The 24,183-nt window shown below is 72.1% G+C and carries 3 protein-coding genes; 2 read left to right on the top strand and 1 reads right to left on the bottom strand.

Annotated features, from left to right (window positions below; translation table 11 throughout):
* The first annotated feature begins 108 nt into the window (after positions 1 to 108).
* Positions 109 to 22,020, top strand: a complete 21,912-nt coding sequence (locus ACIQBL_RS20890) for a non-ribosomal peptide synthase/polyketide synthase (RefSeq protein ID WP_401943878.1) — start codon at positions 109 to 111, stop codon at positions 22,018 to 22,020.
* 66 nt (positions 22,021 to 22,086) lie between these two features.
* Positions 22,087 to 22,290, top strand: coding sequence for an MbtH family protein (locus ACIQBL_RS20885; RefSeq protein WP_401943877.1), 204 nt, complete (start codon positions 22,087 to 22,089; stop codon positions 22,288 to 22,290).
* A gap of 65 nt (positions 22,291 to 22,355) precedes the next feature.
* Here the strand turns inward: ACIQBL_RS20885 and ACIQBL_RS20880 are convergent, their stop codons facing one another.
* Positions 22,356 to 23,993, bottom strand: coding sequence for an IS1182 family transposase (locus tag ACIQBL_RS20880; RefSeq protein ID WP_401944046.1), 1,638 nt, complete (start codon positions 23,991 to 23,993; stop codon positions 22,356 to 22,358).
* Positions 23,994 to 24,183: the final 190 nt, after the last annotated feature.

Below are 24,183 nucleotides of genomic sequence, written 5' to 3'. Positions count from 1 at the left end.
CCCGCGGTTCCGGGGTGGGGCTATCAAGTAAGGCAATGCTTACCTTACTATGCGAGCGGTCGCGGCTCCGCTGAGCCGTTCCGCAGGCATGGGGAGGCACGGGCAGCTGTGGCGGGCAACACGCTTTCTTCCGCACGGGCAACGGCGACGAACGACTTCTGGCGACGGCGCTTCGCGTCTCCGGTACCGGAGACGTCACTGCCGCTGGACTTCCCCCGTCCGCCTCGTCAGGAGGGCACGGTGCCCCGCGCGCGACGCGCGGCCACCCTCGACGTCACGGCCGACGCGGCCACCCGACTCGCCGCCTTCGTCGCCCTGTTGCACCGATACGGCGGCACGACGGCCACCGAGACGGCAGTGGCCCACGAGGGCCTCCCGCTGCGCGTCACCATCGACGGCGACACCCCGTTCGCCCAACTCCGGGACCAGATCGAGGCGGTACGCGCGGAGGCCGCCGCCCACCACCTGCCGACCGCCGAGCTGCTACGGCTCCTCGCCCCCGAACCCCTCCGCGGTGGCGGCCTGTTGTGCGCCACGGGCTTCGGCCCCGCCCCCTGGGGCGAGAGCGCGCCGCTGGACCTGGCCCTGACCGTGACCGACGGAGAGGTGTCGGCGGACTACCGCACCGACCTCTTCTCGCCCGGCACCGTCGACCTGATCCTCGGCCACTACGGCACCCTCCTCGCCGACGCCCTGACCCGCCCCGGCACCCCGGTCGCCGACCTGGAACTCCTCGGCGCGGACGAACGGCACCGCATCCTGCACGACTGGAACGACACCGAACACGACGTCCCCGCGCTCACCTGGCCGCGCATGTTCGCCGACCAGGTCGCCGCCCGCCCGCACGAGACAGCCCTCATCCACGAGGACATCCGCCTCACCTACGCCGAACTCGACGCCCGCGCCACCAAGTTGGCGCACGCGCTGGTGGCTCGCGGTGCCGGTCCGGAACAGGTCGTCGCGCTCGCCGTGCCCCGCTCGGCCGACATGATCGTCGCCGAGGTCGCCGTCCTGAAGTCGGGCGCCGCCTATCTGCCCGTCGACACCGACTACCCGGCCGACCGCATCGCCTACATGCTCGCCGACGCCCGCCCGGTCTGCCTCGTCACGACCGCCGAGATCGCCCCCGACCTCCCGCCGGACCTGGACCCGCTGGTCCTCGACGCCCCGGAAACGGTCGCCGAACTGGCCGCCCACCCTGCCCAAGGCCCGTCCACCGACGACGAGTTGACGACCGCGCACGCGGCCTACGTCATCTACACCTCCGGCTCCACCGGCCGCCCGAAGGGCACGGTGCTCTCCCACGCGGGCGTCGCCAAGTTGGTCGCCACCCAGCGGGAACGATTCGGGATCGGCCCGCACAGCCGGGTCCTGCAGTTCGCGTCGCCCAGCTTCGACGTCGCGTTCTGGGACCTGTGCCTCGGCCTGCTCTCCGGCGGCCGTCTGGTCGTCGTCCCCGCCGACCGTCGCGTCCCGGGCGCACCCCTCGCGGACTACGCCAACGAGCACGGCATCACCTTCATGATCCTGCCGCCGGCGCTCCTGGCCGCAATGCCCGAGGACGTCCAACTCCCGCCCGAAGCGACCCTGTTGGCGGGCACCGAACGCGTCTCGCCCGAACTGGTCGGCCGCTACGCGCGCGGCCGGACGATGTTCAACGCCTACGGCCCGACCGAGGCCACCACCAACTCCACCCTGGGCCTGTGCGACCCGGACACCCCGCCCGGCACCATCGTGCCCATCGGCGTCCCCGACCCCGGCACCCGCGCGTACGTCCTCGACGACCGCCTGCGCCCCGTCCCCGCCGGGGTCACGGGAGAGCTCTACCTCGCGGGCGACGGCCTGGCCCGCGGCTACCTCGGCCGCCCCGCCCTCACCGCCGAACGCTTCGTCGCCGACCCCTTCGGCGCACCCGGCGAACGCCTTTACCGCACAGGTGACTTGGTGCGCTGGAAGGCGGACGGCCGACTGGAGTTCCACGGCCGCGTCGACACCCAGGTCAAGATCCGCGGCTTCCGCATCGAACCCGGCGAGATCGAGTCCGTCCTGCGCTCCCACCCCGCTGTGGACCAGGCCGCCGTGGTCGTCCGCGAGGACCGCCCCGGCGAACGCCGCCTCGCCGCCTACGTCGTGCCCTCGCTGGACGCCGACCCGAACCCCGACGAGGGCGTCGCCGATTGGAAGGACCTGCACGAACTCCTCTACTCCGCCGCCGGATCGGACGGTTTCGAGGAGAACTTCGCCGGCTGGAACAGCATGTACGACGGCCTCCCCATTCCCCTCGCCGACATGCGCGAGTGGCGCGAGGCCACCCTCGACCGCATCCGCGCGCTACGACCCCGGCGCATCCTGGAGATTGGGGTCGGCTCCGGCCTGCTGCTGTCCCGGCTCGCCCCGGACTGCGCCGAGTACTGGGGCACCGACCTCTCCGAGGAAGCCGTACGCGCCCTGCACGCCCAGGTGTCCGCCGTCCCCGAACTCGCCGACCGCGTCACCCTGTTGGCCCGCCCCGCGCACGACCTCACCGGACTGCCCGAGGGCCACTTCGACACGATCGTCGTCAACTCCGTCATCCAGTACTTCCCCGACGGCGACTACCTCACCGGCGTGCTCCGCGCCGCCGCCGCTCTCCTCGCCCCCGGCGGCGCGGTATTCGTCGGCGACGTACGCAACCTGCGCCTGCTCCGCACCCTGAGCGCGGCCGTCGAGAGCGGCCGGACACGGGACGAGGGGGACGAGACGGGCGCGGACAAGGAAGCCCTGCGCGCCGCCGTCGACCGGTCCGTCGCCTGGGAGGGCGAACTCCTCGTCGACCCCGACTACTTCACCACCCTCGACGGCCTCACCGCCGACATCCGTGTCAAGCGCGGCACCCACCACAACGAACTGACCCGCTACCGCTACGACGTTGTGCTGCGACCGCAGTCGGACGCACCCGAGGAGACCTCCGAGTCGCCCTGGCCCGCGCTCGGTTCGGTGCAGGCCCTCGACGAACTGCTCGCCGGCCGTCCGGCCCGCTTGCGGATCACCGGCATCCCCAACTCCCGCCTCGCCGACGACCTCGCCGCGCTCGGCACCCTCGACGACAGCAGCAGGCCGGCCGCCGGACCGTACGGCGTGGATCCCGAGGTCCTGCACGAGATCGCCGCGCGCCACGGCTACGACGTGGCGCTGACCTGGAACGGGGACGCCGAGGACGGCAGTCTGGACGCCGTATTCGCCCTCGAAGCGGAGGCGCAGGCACGGTACCGCCCCGGAGGCGGTCACCCGCTCACCAACCGCCCCGCGCCCTTCCGCAACGTCAACGCCCTGATGTCGACGCTGCGGACGCATGCCACCGAGTTCCTGCCCGACTACATGGTCCCGGCCGCGTTCGTCCCGCTGGACCGGCTGCCCGTCACCCCCAGCGGCAAGCTCGACGCCGCCGCGCTGCCGGTCCCGGACTTCACCCGGATCAGCGCGGGGAGGGCACCAGAAACACCCCGCGAGCGACTGCTCTGCGACCTGTACGCGCGGGCCCTCAAGATGCCCACGGTCAGCGTCGACGACGACTTCTTCGCGCTCGGCGGCGACAGCATCGTCGCCGTCCAACTCCTCGTCCTCGCCCGCAAGGCAGGCCTGGACCTCACCCCCCGCGATGTGTTCCGGCACCGTACGGTCGCGGAACTCGCCACGGTCGCCCGCACCGGGACGGCCGACGATGTCGACGCCACCCCGTGGCAGACACTGAGCGACGACGAACTCGCCTCGCTCCAGGGCGAGTTCCCCGTCACCGTCGAGGAGGCGCTACCCCTCGGCCCGCTCCAGGAGGGCTTCTTCTTCCATGCCCTGGTGGACGGCGCCGAACTCGACGCATATGTCGTGCAGCAGGTCATCGAGCTGTCCGGACCGGTCGACGGCACCCTTCTGCGCACGGCGGCAGGGCGATTGCTGGACCGGCACGCCCCGCTGCGCGCCTGCTTCCGCCAGACGCCCGACGGCCGCCCCGTCCAGCTCATCGCGTCCGGCCTCGAACTGCCCTGGCGCGAAGTCGACTTGGCCGCGCAGGACGACGCCACGGTCCGCCGCGCCCTCGCCGAGGCCGTCGCCGCCGACGAACGTGCCCACCGCTTCGACCTCGCCCACCCGCCGCTGGTCCGCTGCGCCCTCATCCGCTTCGGCGAGGACCGCAGCCGCCTGGTCCTGACGTTCCATCACATCGTCGCGGACGGCTGGTCCCTGCCCGTCCTGCACCGCGAACTCCTCGCCCTCTACGGCGAGAACCCCGCCCCGCTCCCCGAAGTCGCCCCGTACCGCGGCTACCTCCGCCGGATCGCCGGCGCAGACCGCGAGGCAGCCCGCGCCGCCTGGCGCACCGCGCTCGCCGGGGTCGACGAGCCGACGCGGCTGGTCGAAGCCCCCGCACCCGCCGGACCCGTCGAACCCGCCCAGATCCGGGTCGAGTTGACCGAGCGGATCACCTCACGGCTCGCCGCCCGCGCCCGGGAACGCGGAGTCACCCTCGGCACCCTCGTCCAGGGTGCCTGGGGCCTGCTGGTCGGCCGGATGACAGGCCGCCAGGACGTACTGTTCGGCACCACCGTCGCCGGACGCGACGCCGCCGTCGACGGCATCGAGTCGATGATCGGCCTCTTCATCAACACCCTGCCCACCCGCCTGCGTTGGGCCCCCGGCGACACCCTGGGCGCGCTGCTCGACCGGCTCCAGGAGGAGCAGAGCGCCCTCCTCGACCACCAGCACCTCGGCCTCGCCGACATCCAGCGCGCCACCGGCCACGCGGGCGACGGCGAACTCTTCGACACCCTCGTGGTGTTCGAGAACTACCCCGGCGGTGAGGGCGCCCCGGACATCACCGACCCCACCGGCGCGATCGCCGTTGCCGGACACGCCTTCCACGATGCCGTGCACTACCCCCTCGCCCTCATCGTCAAGCCCGGCCGCCGTCTTGACCTGCGCCTCAAGCACCACGCCCGACGCCTCGACGCCGACGCCGTGCAGTCCCTCGCCGACCGGCTCACCCTCGTCCTGCACGCCCTGGCCGACGACCCCGGCGCCCGCATCGCCGACCTCGATCTGCTCACCCCGGACGAACTGGCCACCGCCCACCCGGCGGGGGAGTCCCGGCAGGTCCCGGCCACCACGCTCGCCGCCGCGTTCGCCGCGCAGGCCGCGCGTACTCCGGACGCCACAGCCGTCGTCTTCGACGGTACGACCCTGACCTACGCCGAACTGGACGCGCGAGCAGCGGAGTTGGCCGCGCGGCTGCGGGCCAGGGGCGCGGGACGGGAGCGGTTCGTCGCCGTCGCCGTACCCCGCTCGGCGGAGTTGATGGTCGCGCTGCTGGGTGTCCTGAGGTCGGGAGCCGCCTATCTGCCCCTCGACCTGGACTATCCGGCCGAACGGCTCGCGTACATGCTGGCCGACTCGGGTGCGACCACGGTCGTCACAACGGGACGGGACGCCGACCGGTTGCCGTCCGTCGAGGGACTCGACGTGCTGCGCGTGGACACGGAGGGCGGAGAAGCCCTGTTCGGCGGAGTCCTGGACCCCGCCCGCCCCGACGACCCCGCCTACCTCATCTACACCTCCGGCTCCACCGGCCGTCCCAAGGGCGTCGTCGTCACCCATCGCGCCATCGGCAACCGACTGGCCTGGATGCAGGGCGAGTACGAACTCACCGCAGACGACCGGGTGTTGCAGAAAACCCCGTCCAGCTTCGACGTGAGCGTGTGGGAGTTCTTCTGGGCGCTGTGCGAGGGCGCCGCCGTAGTCCTCGCCGCGCCGGACGGACACCGCGACCCCGCCTATCTGGCCCGCCTGATCCAGGACGAGGGCGTCACGACGATGCACTTCGTGCCGTCGATGCTGGAGGCGTTCCTCGCCACCGACGAGGTCACCGCCGACCCCGCGTGGGCGGGCAGCCTGCGCCGCGTCTTCAGCAGCGGCGAGGCCCTCTCCGGAACCGCCGCCCACCGCTGGCACGAGCTGACCGGCGTCCCGCTGCACAACCTCTACGGCCCCACCGAGGCCGCCGTAGACGTGACTTACCACCCCCACGACGGCCCGCCCGGCACCACCGTGCCCATCGGCAGGCCTGTGTGGAACACCGGTCTGCGCGTCCTCGACTCCTGCCTGCGACCGGTCCCCGACGGCGTCCCCGGCGAGCTGTACCTGACCGGCGTCCAGCTGGCCCGCGGCTACCACCGGCGCCCCGCGCTCACCGCCGACCGCTTCGTCGCCGACCCGTACGCCACCGAGCCCGGCGCCCGCATGTACCGCACCGGTGACCTGGTGCGCCGCCGCCCCGACGGCACGATCGACTACCTCGGCCGCACCGACCGCCAGGTCAAGCTGCGCGGTAATCGCGTCGAACTCGGCGAGATCGAGGCCGAGTTGATCCGAACGCGGGGCGTGGCACGCGGCGCGGTCGTCATCCGCGACCAGCGTCTCGTCGCCTACGCGGTCCCGGCATCCGGAGCACTGCTCGACCCCGCCGAACTGCGCGCCGCCCTCACGAAGGCGCTGCCCGCGCCCCTGGTCCCGGAGGCGTACGTCGTCCTCGCCGACCTCCCGCTCACCCCGAGCGGCAAGCTGGACCAGGCCGCGCTGCCCGCCCCCGAGGCGGAGCGCGCCGAACGCCGCTTGCCCGCAGGGCCGTTGGAGCGGCAGCTCACCGAGATCTTCGCGGCCGTCCTCGGCATCGAGGACGCGGGCCCCGACGACGACTTCTTCCGCCTGGGCGGCGACAGCATCAGCTCCATCGGCGTCGCGAGCCGCGCCCGCGCGGCCGGACTTGACCTGAGCCCGCGCGACGTGTTCACCCACCGCACACCAGCCGCTCTCGCGCTGGCGGCCGGCACGGCAACGCCCGTAGCTGCCACCCGCGTTGAGGCATTCGCGCTCACGGACGCCGAACACGCCCGCGTCCGCGCCGTCGCCGCCCCGGCGGAGGTCGCCGACGTATGGCCGCTGGCCCCCCTCCAGGAGGGCCTGTTCTTCCACTCGGCGTACGACGAGGGCGCGTTGGACGTCTACACCGTCCACGAGACCTTCGACTTCGCCACCCGCCTCGACACGACCCGCCTGCGCGCCGCCGTCCGCACCCTCCTCGACCGCAACCCGGGCCTGCGCGCGGGCTTCACCAGCGACGGCCTCGACCAGCCCGTGCAGTTCATCGTCGAGGCCCCGGAGATCCCCCTCGAAGAGGTGGACCTCTCCCTCCTCCCGGCAGCCGAACAGGACGTACTCCTGCGCGAGTTGACGGACGCCGAGCGCAACCGCCGCTTCGACCTCTCCGCGCCCCCGCTCTTCCGGCTGCTCCTGCTCCGCCTCGGCGCGGAGCGCGGCGACCGCCTCGTCATCGGCCGCCACCTGATCCTCTGGGACGGCTGGTCGGCCTGGCTCTTCCTCGACGAACTGCTCGCGCTCTATGAGACGGGCGGCGACGCCAACGGCCTCCCCGAGCCCGGAAGTTACCGCGACTACCTGACCTGGCTGGAGGAGCAGGACGTCTCGGTCGCCACGGCCGCCTGGCGCACCGCGCTGGCCGGCCTCGACGAGCCCACCCTGCTGGCCCCGGCCGCCACCGACGGCCTCGAACCGGTCATCCCCGACCAGCTCGATGTCCGCCTCTCCGTCGAACTCGGCGACCGGCTGCGCGCGTTGGCCCCGGCCCACGGCCTGACCCTCAACACGATCCTCAACGCGGCCTGGGGACTCACCCTCGCCTCCGCGACCGGCCGCGCCGACGTCGTCTTCGGCACGACCGTCGCCGGTCGCCCCAGCGAGGTCCCGGACGTCGGCGACATCATCGGCCTGTTCCTCAACACCGTCCCGACCCGGATCGCCCTCGACCCCGCCGAACCGGTGCTCGACCTGCTCCGCCGCATCCAGGGCGAACGCCTCGACCTCATGCCGTACGAGCACCTCAGCCTTGGCGTCCTCCAGGCCGAGACCGGACACCGCAAGCTCTTCGACACGCTGTTCGTGCTGCGCAACAACGACACCGAGGAGCGGCTGGCGGACCTGAGGACCCGGCACGGCGCCACCGCCGTCGCCAACGTCGACGCCACCCACTACCCGGCCAACCTCGTCATCACCCCGGGCCGCGAGATCGCCGTCACCCTCACCCACCGCCCCGACCTCGTCCCAACTGACCGCGCCCAGAGCCTGCTCGACCGTTTCGCGCTGCTCGTGGACCGCCTCACCGCCGACCTCACGGCACCGGTCGGCTCCCTCGACCCGCTCCTGCCCGCCGAACACGATGAGCTACGGCGGGAGTCGGCGGCCGGCCGTGTCCCCGACCCCGAGGACACCATCGCCGAGCTACTGGCCGCGCAGGCCGAACGCACCCCGGACGAGCGGGCCCTCGTCTTCGGCGAGCGCAGCATGACGTACGCCGAACTCGACGCCGCCGTCAACCGGATGGCCAGGCTGCTGATCGAGCGGGGCGCGGGCCCGGAGAAGGTCGTAGCCCTCGGCCTGCCGCGCTCCCTCGACATGGTGGTCGCGCTCTTCGCGGTCCTGCGCACCGGAGCGGCATATCTCCCCCTGGAGTTGGACCACCCGGCCGACCGCCTGTCCCTCATGCTCGCCGACGCCCGCCCGCTCCTTCTGCTCAGCACCAAGGCCGTATCGGCCACGCTGGACGGCGAGATGGCCCGCGTCCTGCTCGACGACCCCGAGACCAAGGGGGAGTTGGCGGGACAGCCGGAGGCTCCGGTCCGCCGACGCTTCAGCCTGGAGCACCCCGCCTACGTCATCTACACCTCCGGCTCCACCGGCCGCCCCAAGGGCGTCGTGACCCCCTACCGGGGCCTGACGAACATGCAGTTGAACCACCAGAAGGAGATCTTCGAACCCGCCATCGCCTCGGCGGGCGGCCGACGGCTGCGCATCGCGCACACCGTGTCCTTCGCCTTCGACATGTCGTGGGAAGAGCTGCTCTGGCTGGTGGAGGGCCACGAAGTCCACGTCTGCGACGAGGAGTTGAGGCGTGACGCCGAGGCGCTGGTCGCCTACTGCGAACGCCACCGCGTCGACGTCGTCAACGTCACCCCCACCTACGCCCGGCTCCTCATCGAGCAGGGCCTGTTGAAGGGACACGTCCCGCCGCTCGTCCTGCTCGGCGGCGAGGCCGTACCCGAATCCGTGTGGACGGCCCTGCGCGACACCGAGGGAACGTACGGCTACAACCTGTACGGGCCGACCGAGTACACCATCAACACCCTCGGCGGCGGCACCCTCGACAGCGACACCCCCACCGTCGGCAAGCCCATCCGCGGCACCCGCGCCCACATCCTCGACGCCTGGCTGCGCCCGGTGCCCGACGGCGTGCCCGGCGAACTGTACATCGCCGGAATCGGCCTGGCCCGCGGCTACTTGGACCGGCCCGCGCTGACCTCCGAGCGCTTCGTCGCCGACCCGTTCGGCGACCCCGGCGAGCGCATGTACCGCACCGGCGACCTGGTCCGCCGCAACCCCGACGGCAACCTCGACTTCCTCGGCCGCACGGACGACCAGGTCAAGATCCGCGGCTACCGCATCGAACCCGGCGAGATCGAGACCGCCCTCAGCCGCCACCCGCTCGTCGCCCAGGCCGCCGTGGTCGTCCGCGACGAACGCCTCGTCGGCTACGTCGTCCCCTCCGGCGCCGACTCGGCCGAACGCACCGCCGCCGAGGCGGCACAGGTGGGGGAGTGGCAGGAGATCTACTCCGACGAGTACGAGGAGATCGGCACCGCCGTCTTCACCGAGCAGTACGACGGCTGGGACAGCTCCTACGACGGACAGCCCATCCCCTTCGAGGAGATGCACGAGTGGCGGGAGGCCACCCTCGCCCGCATCGGCGCCCTCAAGCCCCGCCGCATCCTCGAAATCGGCGTCGGATCAGGCCTGTTGCTGTCCCGGCTCGCCCCTGACAGCGAGGCGTACTGGGCAACAGACTTCGCCGCGCCCGTGATCCGCAAGATCGGCGAGGAGGTCCGTCGCGACCCCGCACTCGCCGCCAAGGTCGAACTCCGCTGCCGCCCGGCCGAGGACCTCAGCGGTCTGCCGTTCGCCTACTTCGACACGATCGTCATCAACTCCGTCATCCAGTACTTCCCGAGCATCGACCACCTGACCACCGTCCTGCACGGCGCGATGGAACTGCTCGCGCCCGGCGGCGCCCTGTTCGTCGGCGACGTCCGCAACCTGCGCCTCGCCGGCACCTTCCACGCCGAGATCCAGCGCACCCGGGGCACCGCCGAAGCGGACCTGGAACGGGCGGTCGAGCGCGGCCTGCGACTGGAGAAGGAACTCCTCGTAGACCCCGACTACTTCACCACCCTCGGCTACGGCGTCGACCTGCGCACCAAGCGCGCCCACCACCACAACGAGCTGAGCCGGCACCGATACGACGTCGTCCTCTACGCCGACGAGCCGGACGTACGCCTGGCCAACGCCCCGTCCGTCGACTGGGCCACCGGCAACACCATCGGCGAACTCCTGCGCGGCGACTGGTCGTCGGCCCAGGCCATCGGTCAACTCCTGGACGGCAACTGGTCCGCGACCGGGGTGGCCGGTGAACGCCCGCGCGGCGAACGGCCCGAGGCGCTCCGCTTCACCGGCATTTCCGACGGTCGTACAAGCGAGACGGGTGTCGATCCCGAGCATCTGCACGAACTCGGCACGGCGGCCGGCTACCAGGTGTTGACGACCTGGTCGGAGCAAGACGGGACGTACGACGCCGTATTCCTGAAGTCCGCCGAACTGCGCCTGACCGGCGGCCTGTTCCGCCCCGGCGGCGGTACCCAGCCGTACGCCAACGACCCCACCGCCGCCCGCGGGGCGAGCGCGCTGGTACGCCGACTGCGCGAGGACCTGGGCCGCGACCTGCCCGACTACATGGTCCCGTCGGCCTTCGTCACCGTCGACGGCCTGCCCATGAACGCCAACGGCAAGCTCGACGTCCGCGCCCTGCCCGACGCCGAGCCCGCCGTCGCCCTCGGCGGCGGACGCGGCCCGCGCACCCCGCAGGAAGAGGTGCTGTGCCGCCTGTTCGCCGAGGTGTTGGGACTCCCCGAGGTCGGCGCGGAGGACAACTTCTTCGACCTGGGCGGCCATTCGCTCCTCGCCACCCGGCTGGTCAGCCGCGCCCGCACCGAACTCGGCGCCGAACTCGCCATCCGCGACCTGTTCGAGGCCCCCACGCCCGCCCTGCTCGCGGGCCGCGCGGACACGGCGAGCCCCGCCCGCCCGGCGGTCATCCCCGTCACCGACCGGCCCGACCGCATTCCCCTGTCGGCCGCCCAGCGACGGCTGTTGCTCGTCGAGCAGATCACCGGCAGCGGCGTCGCCTACAACTTCCCGCTGGTCTTCCGGCTGCGCGGATGCCTCGACACCGAGGCCCTGGCCGTCGCCCTGCGGGATGTCGCCGGACGCCACGAGGCGCTGCGGACGGTGTTCCCGACACACGAGGGCGAGCCGTATCAGCGGATCATCCCGGCCGCCGACGCCCATCCCCTCTGCACGGTCGTGGACTGCGTGGAGGGCGACCTGCCCGCCCTGATCGAGGCAGCCCAGCGTCGCCCCTTCGACCTCGCCACCGAACTCCCGCTGCGCTGCGCCGTGTTCAGGCTCGGCCCGGACGAGCACGTGGTGGCCGTCGTCCTGCACCACATCACCACCGACGAGTGGTCCGACCGCCCCTTCCTCGCCGACCTCGACACCGCCTACGCGGCCCGCCGCGAGGGACGGGAGCCCGAGTGGGCGCCGTTGCCGGTCCAGTACGCCGACTACACCCTCTGGCAGGACGACCTCCTCGCCCGCACCGGCGAGGCCCAACTCGCCCACTGGGCCGCTGCCTTGCTCGGCCTGCCCGACGAACTCGCCCTGCCCGCCGACCGACCGCGCCCCGCCGAGCCGACCGGCCATGGCGGCAAGGTCCGCCTGGAACTGCCCACCGCCACCGGCCACGCCCTGCGCGACCTCTCCGGAGCCACCGGGACCAGCATGTTCATGCTGTTCCAGGCGGCCACCGCCGCACTCTTGAACCGGCTCGGCGCGGGCGACGACATCCCCCTCGGCGCACCGATCGCGGGCCGCACCGACGAAGCGCTCACCGACCTGGTGGGCTTCTTCGTCAACACCCTGGTGCTGCGCACCGATGTGTCCGGCGAGGATCTGACGTTCCGTGAACTCCTCGGCCGGGTACGGGAGTCGTCGCTCGCGGCATTCGAGTACCAGGACCTGCCCTTCGACCGGGTCGTGGAGGCCCTCAACCCGCCCCGCGTGGCCGGCCGCAACCCCCTCTTCCAGGTCATGCTCGGCTACCACCACCGCCCCGACGGCGACCCTGACGTGTTCGGCCTGGCGACCGAGTGGTTCGACATGGACACCGGCATGGCCAAGTTCGACCTCCACTTCACCTTCGTCGACGAGACCGGCCGTGACCGTGTCGTCCTGCTCCTGGAGTACGCGACCGACCTCTTCGACCACGACACCGCCGAGCGCGTCGCCGGTCGCCTGGCCCGCCTGCTGGACCACGCGGCAGCCGAACCGGACCGTGCCGTAAGGGACTTCGACCTCCTGGAGGACACCGAACGCGCCCTGGTCCTGGGGGAGTGGAACGCCACCGAGCACCCCGTCCCGGTCACCACCCTCCCAGAACTCTTCCGCGCCCAGGCTGCCCGCACCCCCGACGCCACAGCCCTCGTCTTCGAGGGACAGCGGCTGACATACGCGCAGTTGGACACCCAAGTGGAGCACACGGCACGGGTGTTGGCCGCCCTCGGCGCCGGCCCCGAGCAGACCGTGGCCGTAGCCCTCGCGCGCTCACTCGACCTCGTCGTCGCCCTGCTCGCCGTCCACCGCGCCGGAGCCGCCTACCTCCCGCTCGACCCGGACTACCCGGAGGACCGCCTCGCCCTCATGGTCGAGGACGCCCGCCCGGTGTACGTCATCCGCGACACCCTGCCGACCGGCCCCGAGGGCCGACTCCCCGCGTCCTACGACCCGTCGAGCCCCGCGTACGTCATCTACACCTCAGGCTCGACCGGTCGTCCCAAGGGTGTCGTCGTCCCCCACCAGGGCATCGTCAACCGGCTGCTGTGGATGCAGGACGCGTACGAACTGACGCCCGACGACCGGGTGTTGCAGAAGACGCCGTCCAGCTTCGACGTGTCGGTGTGGGAGTTCTTCTGGCCCCTGATCACCGGCGCCACCCTGGTCGTCGCCCGCCCCGAAGGCCATCGCGACCCGGCCTACCTGGCCCGACTGATCCGCGAACAGGATGTCACCACCGTCCACTTCGTACCCTCCATGCTCCAACTCTTCCTGGAGGAACCGGCCGTAGCGGACTGCACCGGCCTGCGCCGGGTCATGTGCAGCGGCGAGGCCCTGCCCGTCGCCCTCACCCACCGCTTCCACGAGGTCCTGAACACGGCCGGGTTGCACAACCTCTACGGCCCGACGGAGGCCTCGGTCGACGTGACGGCCGTGCGGATCGGCCCCGACGCGACGAGCGTCCCGATCGGCCGCCCGGTGTGGAACACCCGCACCTATGTCCTCGACGCCGGACTGCGCCCGGTACCGCCCGGTGTCCCGGGCGAGCTGTACCTCGCGGGCGTCCAGCTCGCGCGCGGCTACCTCGACCGGCCAGGCCTGACCGCCGAGCGGTTCGTCGCCGACCCGTACGGCGCCCCGGGCACCCGTATGTACCGCACCGGCGACCTGGCCCGCTGGAACGCCGACGGGACGGTCGAGTACCTGGGGCGCACCGACGACCAGGTGAAGGTGCGCGGCTTCCGCATCGAACCCGGTGAGATCCAGGGCGTGTTGGCCACGCACCCGTCCGTCGCACACGCCGTCGTGGTGGTCCGGGAGCAGACCCTCATCGCGTACGTGGTCCCGGCCGGACCCTTCGAGGCGCCCGCCTTGCGCGCCCACACCGCCGCCGCGCTGCCCGCCCACATGGTCCCCGCCGCCTTCGTCACGCTGGACGCGCTGCCGTTGACCCCCAACGGCAAGCTCGACCGCGCCGCCCTGCCCGCCCCCGACTTCACTGCCGCCACCGGCCCGGACGCGGGCACCTCGCCCCGCAGTCCGCGAGAGGAGATCCTCACCGCACTCTTCGGCGACATCCTCGGCCTCGAACGCGTCGGCGCAGACGACGACTTCTTCGCCCTCGGCGGCCACTCCCTGCTCGCCATGCGCCTGGTCAGCCGCGTCCGTACGGCACTTGGCGCCGACCTCACCGTCCGTACCGTCTTCGAGGCCCCAACTCCCGCACAGCTCGCGGCCCGTCTCGACGACCGGGCCGGTGGACTGCCCGCCCTCGTCCCCGCCGAACGACCCGACGAACTCCCGCTCTCCTACGCCCAACAGCGCCTCTGGCTGCTGCACCGCATCGAGGGCCCGGGAGCCACGTACAACATCCCGGCAGCCTGGCGACTGACCGGCTCGCTCGACCGGGACGCGCTGGCCGCCGCGTTGAGCGACGTCGCCGTACGGCACGAAAGCCTGCGCACGGTCTTCCCCGAGCAGGGCGGGCGTCCCCACCAAGTCGTGCTGGACCAGGCCTCGGTGCCCCTCCACCACAGCCGGGTCACGGAGACCGAACTGCCCGTCCTGCTCGCCGAGGCCGCCGCGCGCGGATGCAACATCGATCGTGAACTCCCCCTGCGTGCCCACGTGTTCGAGCTGACCGAGGACGAGCACGTCCTGCTGCTGGTGCTGCACCACATCGCCGGCGACCAGTGGTCCGACGGGCCACTGTGGCGCGACCTGGCCACCGCCTACGAGGCCCGCCGCCAGGGACGGGCGCCCGCGTGGGCACCACTTCCCGCGCAGTACGCCGACTACGCCCTCTGGCACCGCGACGCACTCGGCGACCCCGACGCCCCGGACAGCCGCCAGTCCCGTCAACTCGCCTACTGGGAGGACATCTTGGCGGGCCTGCCGGACGAGCTGACGCTGCCCGTCGACCGGCCCCGCCCGCTGGAGAGCAGCCACCGGGGCGGCGCGGTCGGACTGACCCTCGACGCCGAACGGACCGGCGCCCTGCGTGCGTTGGCCCGCCGGCACGGCGTCAGTATGTTCATGGTCGCCCAGGCAGCCGTCGCCGCTCTGCTGCACCGGCTCGGCGCCGGCAACGACATCCCGCTCGGCGCGCCGATCTCCGGACGGGCCGACGAACACCTCGAAGACCTGGTCGGCTTCTTCGTCAACACCCTTGTCCTGCGCACCGATCTCTCCGGCGACCCCACGTTCGCCGACCTGCTCGCCCGCGTCCGGGACACCGACCTCGCCGCCTATGAGCACCAGGACCTGCCCTTCGAGCGCCTGGTGGAGATGATCAACCCGGCCCGTTCGCTGGCCAGGCACCCGCTGTTCCAGGTGATGGTCGTGCACCTCGACGACGAGGGCGCCACCCCTGTCCTGCCAGGTCTGACCGCCCGTCGTGAGGAACTCGGCCAGCAGGGCGCCAAGTTCGACCTCAGCTTCGACTTCGTCGAGCAGGGCGAGGACGGTATGCGCTGCTGGATCGAGTACAGCGCCGACCTCTTCGACGAGTCGACCGCCGAACTCCTCGCCCAACGCCTGGAGTTGCTGCTGGCCCAGGTCGCGACCGACCCGGACCGACGGGTCGGCTCGCTCGACGTCCTGCGCGACGACGAACGCGCCCTCGTCCTCACCGACTGGAACGCCACCGCCCGGACCGTTCCCGACCTGACCCTGCCCGAACTGTTCCGGTGCCAGGTCGCCCGTACTCCCGAGGCCACGGCTGTCGTCTTCGAGGACACCGCGCTCACCTACGCCGAACTCGACCTGCGGGTGGAGAAGTTGGCGCACACCCTTGCCGCGCGGGGAGCACAGGCAGAGGCTGTCGTCGCCGTCGCCCTGCCACGCTCACTCGCCCTCGTGGTCGCCCTGCTCGCGGTCCACCGCGCGGGCGCCGCCTACCTGCCCCTCGACACCGGCTACCCGACCGACCGCCTCGCCTACACGCTCGCCGACGCCCGCCCGGTCTGCTTCGTCACCACAGAAGGCGTCACCCTCCCGGAAACCGACGTGCCCACCCTCACGGTGGACGCGGCCGGCACCCCGGACCAGCCGGCGTACGCACCGCTGCCCACCGCCCACGACCCCCGCCACCCCGCCTACGTCATCTACACCTCCGGCTCCACCGGCCGCCCCAAGGGCGTCACCGTCCCCCACCAGGGCATCACCAACCGCCTGTTGTGGATGCAGGGCGCATATCGCCTGGACGCCGACGACCGGGTGCTGCAGAAGACCCCGGCCGGATTCGACGTGTCGGTGTGGGAGTTCTTCTGGCCGCTGATCACCGGTGCCACACTGGTCGTGGCCCGCCCGGAAGGCCACCAGGACCCGTTCTACCTCGCAGAATTGATCCAGCGTCAGCACATCACCACGGCTCACTTCGTCCCGTCGATGCTCCGCGCCTTCCTCGACGAGCCCGCCGCCGCGCGCTGCACCGGACTGCGCCAAGTCATGTGCAGCGGCGAGGCGTTGCCCGCCCCGCTGGCCGCCCGTTTCCACCAGGTACTCCCGGACACGCGCCTGCACAACCTGTACGGCCCCACGGAGGCGTCCGTCGACGTCACCGCCCACGAGGTCGCCGCCGACCCGGCCACCGTGCCGATCGGCCGCCCGGTGTGGAACACCCGCACCTACGTCCTCGACGCCCACCTGCGCCCGGTCCCGCCCGGCGTGGCCGGCGAACTGTACTTGGCGGGCGCGCAGTTGGCGCGCGGCTATCTCGGCCGCGCCGCCCTGACCGCCGAGCGGTTCATCGCCGACCCGTACGCCACCTTGCCTGGCGCCCGCATGTACCGCACCGGCGACCTCGCCCGCTGGACCCGGGACGGCGAACTGGAGTACCTCGGCCGCGCCGACGACCAGGTCAAGCTGCGCGGTTTCCGTATCGAACTCGGCGAGATCGAGACCGTCCTCGCCGGCCACGCGAGCGTCGCGCACGCCACCGTCGTCGTACGGGACGAACGGCTCGTGGCGTATGTCGTGCCGGCCGGCACTCCGGCGGACTCCACCGAACTACGGGCCCACATCGCCCAGTTGCTGCCCGACCACATGGTCCCGGCGGCCGTCGTCACCCTCGACGCCCTCCCGCTCACCCCCAACGGCAAGCTGGACCGGCGTGCCCTGCCCGCCCCCGACTTCGCGGCCGAGGTCACCGACACCCGCCCGCGCACGGCGCTGGAGGAGACTCTCTGCGCGCTCGTCGCGGACGTGCTCGGTCTCCAACACGTCGGTGTCGAGGACGACTTCTTCTCCCTCGGCGGCGACAGCATCGTCGCCATGCAGTTGGTCGCCCGCGCCCGCGCCGCCGGGCTCACCTTCAGCCCGCGTGACGTCTTCCGCCACAAGTCGGCCGCAGGGCTCGCCACCGTCACCGCCACCACGGTCACCGCCGAGCGCGCCGACGACACCGTGCTGCTCGACCTCACCGCCGACGAGCGTGCCGAACTCGCCGCCCTGCCCGCCGGAACCGAGGTCCTGCCCGTCTCCCCGCTCCAGGCCGGCCTGCTCTTCCACGCCGCCCTCGACTCCGGCGACGACGGACCGGACGTGTACACCGTCCAGGTCTCCTACGACCTCGAAGGCCCGCTCGACGCAGACCGGTTGCACACCGCCGCGCAGTCCGTGCTCGACGCGCACGAGAACCTGCGCAGCGGCTTCCGGCACCTGTCGTCCGGGCGGCCCGTCGCCGTCGTACCGCGAACGGCCGTACTGCCGTGGCGGCAGCTCGACCTGGCCGACGACCCCGACGAGTGGGACCGGCTGCTCGTCCAGGAGCGGCGCCGTTTCGACCCCGAACACCCGCCACTGCTCCGGCTGTTGCTGGCGCGGCTCGGTCCGGACCGGCACCGGCTCGCGCTCTCGCACCAGCACCTCCTGCTGGACGGCTGGTCGTTGCCGCTGCTCAGCGCCGAACTGTGGGCGCGATACGCGGGACGTACACCGGTCGCGTCCGCCCCGTACCGCGAGCACTTGAGGCTGCTCGCCGCCCACGACCCGGGCGTCTCCGCCGCCGCGTGGGCCGAGGCCCTCGGCGGACTGGCCGAGCCCACCCGGCTCGCGCCCGTCGACCCCGACCGTGCCGCCGTCGTACCGAGCACCCACACCGTGGAGTTGGACCCGGACCGCACGGCGGAGCTGGAGGCGTTCGCGCGGCGCCAGGGCGTCACCGTCAACACCCTGGTCCAGGCGGCCTGGGGCGTGCTCCTCGGTCGGCTCACCGGACGGGACGACGTGGTGTTCGGCGCCACCGTCGCCGGGCGTTCGCCCGAACTGGACAGGGCCGAGTCGATGATCGGCCTGTTCATCAACACCGTGCCGGTTCGCGTCCGGATCCGCCCGGAGGAGAGCACGGCCGCGCTGCTGGAACGGCTCCAGGACGAACAGTCCCGGCTCATCGCCCACCAGCACCTCGGCCTCGCCGACATCCAGCGCGCCGCCGGACTCGGCGAACTCTTCGACACACTCGTGGTGTTCGAGTCCTACCCGGTCGCCGACGCGGAAGACGGCGGCGACGGTCCACGCGTCACCGTCCGCGATCACGAGGACTCCACCCACTACCCGTTCGCATGGGCGATCGAGCCCGCCGAACGGCTGCGGCTGACCGCCGAGTTCAGGCCCGATCTGTTCCAACCGGCTGTCGTACGGCGGCTCTCGGACGCCCTGGCATCCCTCCTCACCGGGATGGCGGCCGACCCCGACCGTCCCGTCGGCCGCCTCGACCTGCTCGGTCCCGCCGAGCGGCACACGGTCCTGGAGACCTGGAACGACACCGCGCTCCCGGAGTCCGAGCGACTCGGCACCGTACCCGCGTTGTTCGCCGCCCAAGCTGCCGCCAGCCCGGACGCGATCGCCGTCACCGACGGTCGTACGACCTGGACGTTCGCCGAACTCGACGCGCGCGCGGACCAGTTGGCGCGCACCCTGGCCGGGCACGGCGCCGGACCCGAGCGGATCGTGGCGCTCGCGCTGCCTCGCACCGCCGACCATATCGCCGCGATCCTCGCCGTGATGAAGGCGGGCGCCGCCTATCTGCCCCTCGACCCGGACCTCCCCGAGTCCCGCCTGACCGGCATGCTCGACGACGCCCGCCCGGTGCTGATCCTGGCCACGGACGAGACGGCCGCCGCGCTGGCCCCAACCGGCCGGCCGATCCTGCGACTTGACGCCCCGCTCGACGGACTGCCGCAGACGGTACCCGTCGCCGCCGACCCCGATCACCCCGCCTACGTCATCTACACCTCCGGCTCCACGGGCCGCCCCAAGGGCGTCGTCGTCACCCAGCGAGGCATCGCCAACCTGTTCCACAGCCACCGCCACGACCTGTACGAGGTCGCCAGGCGGCGCACCGGGCTGCGGCGGCTGCGGGTCGGCCACGCCTGGTCGTTCTCCTTCGACGCCTCCTGGCAGCCGCAGTTGTGGCTGCTGGACGGGCACGCGCTGCACATCGCGGACGACGAGACCCGCCGCGACCCCGAACTCCTCGCCGCGTTCATCCGCGACCGGGGCATCGACTTCATCGAGGTCACCCCGTCGCTGCTCGCACAGATGGCGGACAGCGGCCTGATCGGCGCCGAGGGCGACTGCCCGCTCGCCGTGGTCGGCTTCGGCGGCGAGGCCGTACCCGAGTCGCTGTGGACACGGCTGGCCGCACTGTCGGACACCGAGGCGTTCAACCTGTACGGCCCCACCGAGGCGACCGTCGACGCGCTCGTCGGCCGGGTCCGCGACAGCGCCACCCCGGTCGTCGGACGCCCCGTCCACGAGTCCCGCGCCTACGTCCTCGACACCGCCCTGCGCCCGGTACCGCCCGGCGTCACCGGCGAGTTGTACCTGTCGGGACCGGGGCTGGCCCGCGGCTATCTCGGCCGACCCGAACTCACCGCCGAACGCTTCGTCGCCGACCCGTACGCCACCAGGCCCGGTGAGCGCATGTACCGCACCGGCGACATGGCCCGCTGGACCGAGGAGGGTCTGCTGGAGTTCGCCGGCCGCACCGACGACCAGGTCAAGATCCGCGGCTACCGCGTCGAACTCGCCGAGATCGAGGCCGCGTTGGACACCCACCCGGCCGTCACCCAGACCGTGGTCGTGGCCCGCGAACACCGCCCCGGAGTACGGCAGTTGATCGCCTATGCGGTCGCCGACGAGGTGGACGGGGTCGCTCTTCGCTCCCATGCCGCCGCCGTGCTGCCCGACTACATGGTCCCGGCCGCCGTGGTCGTCCTCGACCGGTTGCCGCTGCTGTCCAACGGCAAGCTCGACCGATCCGCCCTGCCCGCCCCGGACTTCAGCGCGCAGGGCGGCGGCCGGGCCCCGGAGAACAACACCGAGCGCACCCTGCGCGACCTGTTCGCGGACGCCCTCGGGCTGCCCGCCGAGGGGGTCGGCACGGACGACGACTTCTTCACCTTCGGCGGTGACAGCATCGTCGCCATGCAACTCGTCGCCCGGGCACGCGCCGGTGGGCTGCGGATCACCCCCCGGCAGGTCTTCCAGCACCGAACTGTCGCCGCCCTCGCGGCCGTTGCCGTCCGGCTCGGCAGCGACGAACGGCACGCCGTCCACGACGACGGCACCGGTCCCGTCCCGCTCACCCCGATCATGCGTGGCCTGTTGGAGCGCGGCGGTCCCATCGCCGCATACCATCAGGCGGCCCTGGTCCAGACTCCGGCCGACCTGACCGAACCCGGCCTGCTGGCCGTGCTCAAGGCGCTCGCCGACCGACACGACATGCTGCGGGCCCAACTCGTGCGAGAGCCAGAGTGGTTGCTGCGGGTTCCGGCCGCACGGGACACCGACGTGAGCACCTGGCTCACCCGCGTCGACGTGCGCGGTACGGACGAGGCCGGACTGCGCACCGCCATCTCCCAACACGCCGAGGGAGCAAGGGCGGGGCTCGACCCCGACAGTGGGGCGATGGTGCGGGCGGTCTGGTTCGACGCCGGCCTCGGACAGCCCGGGCGGCTGCTGATCCTCGCCCATCACCTGGTGATCGACGGCGTCTCCTGGCGGGTGCTTCTGCCCGACCTGGCCACCGCCTGGGCGGCGGTCAGGGGCGGTCGTACGCCCGAACTCGCCCCCGTGGAGCTGTCGTTCGCCCGCTGGTCCCGGCTCCTCGGGACCCGTGCCACCGATCCCGCCACCGAGGACGAGCTGCCGTGGTGGACCTCCGCTCTCGCCGACGGTGCCGAACTCCCGCTGTCCCGCCCGCTCGACCCGGCCCGGGACACGGTCGCCACCACCCGCTACCTCTCCCTGACCCTGCCCGCCGACCTCACCGGCCCCCTGCTGAGCCGGGCCCCGGCCGCCTTCGGCGCCACCGTCAACGACGTCCTGCTCACCGCGTTCGCGCTGGCTGTCGGTGACTGGCGGGCGCGGGAGTTGGGCGGGGAGCGGACGGGCGGACCCGTCCTGGTGGACGTGGAGGGCCACGGCCGCGAGGAGCAACTCGCCGGCGACGCCGACCTGTCCCGTACGGTCGGCTGGTTCACCAGCGTCGTACCCGTACGACTCGACCCGGGTGAGGCCGACTTGGCGGACGCCTTCGCCGGCGGGCCCGCACTCGAGGCGGCCCTGGCCCGCATCCGCCCACACCTCACCGCGCTGCCCACGGCCGGTATCGGGCACGGCCTGCTGCGGTACCTCAACCCCGGGACCGGTCCGCGACTCGCCCAACTCGACGAGCCGCAGATCGAGTTCAACTACATGGGCCGCTTCGACCGCCCGGAGGCAGCCGACTGGTCCTATGCCGCAGAGGACGACGCCGCCGACCTCGACGCCGACCCCGGCCAGCCGATGTCCCACGCCCTGACCCTCAACGCCATCACCGAGGACCGCCCCGAGGGCCCGGAACTGAGCGCCCACTGGGCCTACGCCGCCGAACTCCTCACCGAGGAGCAGGTGGAGGACCTGGCCCGCACCTGGTTCCGGGCGCTGGAAGCCGTCGTACGACGTGCTGCTGTCCTGAACAAGCCCTGACCGCAACGCGATTACCCGCTCGCACCTACCCATCCGACCGCATCAGAGAGGCAAGGGACCCCCGACATGAGCAACCCGTTCGAGAACCCCGACGGTGTCTACTCCGTCCTCGTCAACGACGAGGGCCAGTACAGCCTTTGGCCCGACTTCGTGGACGTACCGGCCGGCTGGACGGTCGCGCACGGACCCGCGGCCCGCCAGGAGTGCCTCGACCACATCGAGACCAACTGGACGGACATGAGGCCGAAGAGTCTGGTCGACGGGGTCTGAACACACGGAAGGGGGGCGGGCCCGAGAATCGGACGCTGACTCTGTCGGGGATCTTGGCGGTCTGCTCAGTCTCGGGCAGACCGCCAAGACCTCGGCCGGGTGATTCCGTGGTGGTCCAGGTAGTTCTGGAAGGCTGTCGGCGGCCGGGGCGGAGGTGCTTCTCCGCTCGGCGGCCGTCGGCTGAGGCGCTCGATGTTTGCGGCGATGGCTGTGAACACGTGTTGTAAGTGGGCTTTGTGCTGTCCCCGGTAGCGGCAGCGGCGCATGCCGTGTCCGTGGGCGAGTTCGTTGATGGTGCCTTCCACTCCGGAGCGGACCGCGTAGCGGGCCTGCCATTCGGGTGTCTGCTGCTCGGCGCGGACGCGGAGTTGCAGGTCACGGAGTTCTCGCGGGGGAAAGCCCACGCTCCGGGCGCTGTCGGCGGTGGTTGTGCAGCGGGTGCGGACGGGGCAGGGGCGGCACTGGCTCTTGGTGAACCGTGCCACGATCAACGGGGCGGCGGTGGGTGAGGAGGTCGGGTAGGGGCCGTGCCATCCCGCGCTGGTCTGGCCCTGCGGGCAGGTGACCTGTCGGCGGTCGAAGTCGATGTGGAAGTCGTCGCGGCCGAAGCCGTTGTTCCTGCGGTTCTGGCGGGTGGTGTTGACCGGCAGTGGTCCGGTGACCGTGACCTGGTGTTCGCGGGCTGCCTGTTCCAGATGGACCAGGAAGGTGTAGCCGCCGTCGACCAGGTGCTCGGCGGGCAGCAGACCGCGGCGCTTGAGCCGGGTGTGGATGCCGGGCAGAGCCTTCGCGTCGTAGCCGGTGGCGTCGGTGGTGGCCACATCCGTGATCACGTTGACGCCGTCAGGATCACAGGTCTCGGTGAGATGCGCGACGAACCCTTTCCAGCGGGTGACGTGTCCGCGGCGCGCGTAGCGGGCCGTCGGATCGTAGGGCGAGACGACTGCGACGGCCGAGGGCGGCAGGCCGCCGTCCTCGGCGGTGCGCCAGCGCAAGCGGCCGGCCCCGTCGCAGTAGTAGTTCTGCACCATGATCTGCCGCAGGGCCTGGACGCGGGGACCGGACAGGCGTTCCGGCCCGAGGTGCTCGATCAGCCGGACGGCGTCACCTCCGGTGGCGAGGATCCTGGTCTTGGGGCGGGTGGGGTTCTTGCCCAGACGGACCGGGCGGCCGTAGCGGCGCCCCCACTCTTCGTCGACCAGGCCTTCCAGCAGGTGCGGAGCTGTGCCGGCCAGTTCTTCCAGCGCGGCGCGGACGGCCTCGGTGACCAGTTCCAGCCGGGTCAGGTCGCGCACTGCGGCCAGGACGTGGGTGGAGTCCGTGCGCTGGGTGGTGCGCTCGCGGACGAGACCGGCCTCCTTCAGGCGCGCGAGCGCGAGGTCGAGGAGACGGTCGGCTCGGCCGTCCCCGGTGAGACGGTCGCGGAAGTCAGCCAGCACACTGTGGTGGAAGCCGGGATCGTCCAGTTCCATGGCCATGGCGTACTTGAAATCGATGCGGCAGCGAACCGCTTCGGCCGCCTGCCGGTCCGACAGACCGAGGAGGAACTGGAGCACGCAGACGGTGGCCAGCTGAGCGGGCGAGAGACCCGGACAGCCATCACGCGGGTACCAGTCGGCGAAGTCCTCGTCACGCCACAGCCCACCCAGCTGGTCTCTCACCCACATCGCCGTCGTACCGCCCGGGTTGCTCGCCCGCGCCATCTGCACGGTCAGAGAAGGGACTTGCTCACCAGAACGGGCGTGGAGCGACAACGGGCACCTCGTCAACTGCATCGGTCCTTGAACAGAGCCGAGCATGCCCGTTGATCATGCTGCCCCGCCGGGGATCCTCAAGATCCCCGACAGAGTCAGCGTCCGAGAATCGGACCCGCCCCCCTTTCACGTTCCCGTG

The organism is Streptomyces sp. NPDC088350, assembly GCF_044753545.1.
Taxonomy (GTDB): Bacteria; Actinomycetota; Actinomycetes; order Streptomycetales; family Streptomycetaceae; genus Streptomyces.
Note: the sequence above shows the minus strand (reverse complement) of the source record. Positions and strands in the feature narration are given on the sequence as shown.

Coding starts and splice junctions, on each gene's coding strand:
- ACIQBL_RS20885 (WP_401943877.1), top strand. CDS start 22,087: ATGAGCAACCCGTTCGAGAACCCCGACGGTGTCTACTCCGTCCTCGTC.
- ACIQBL_RS20880 (WP_401944046.1), bottom strand. CDS start 23,993: ATGGCGCGGGCGAGCAACCCGGGCGGTACGACGGCGATGTGGGTGAGA.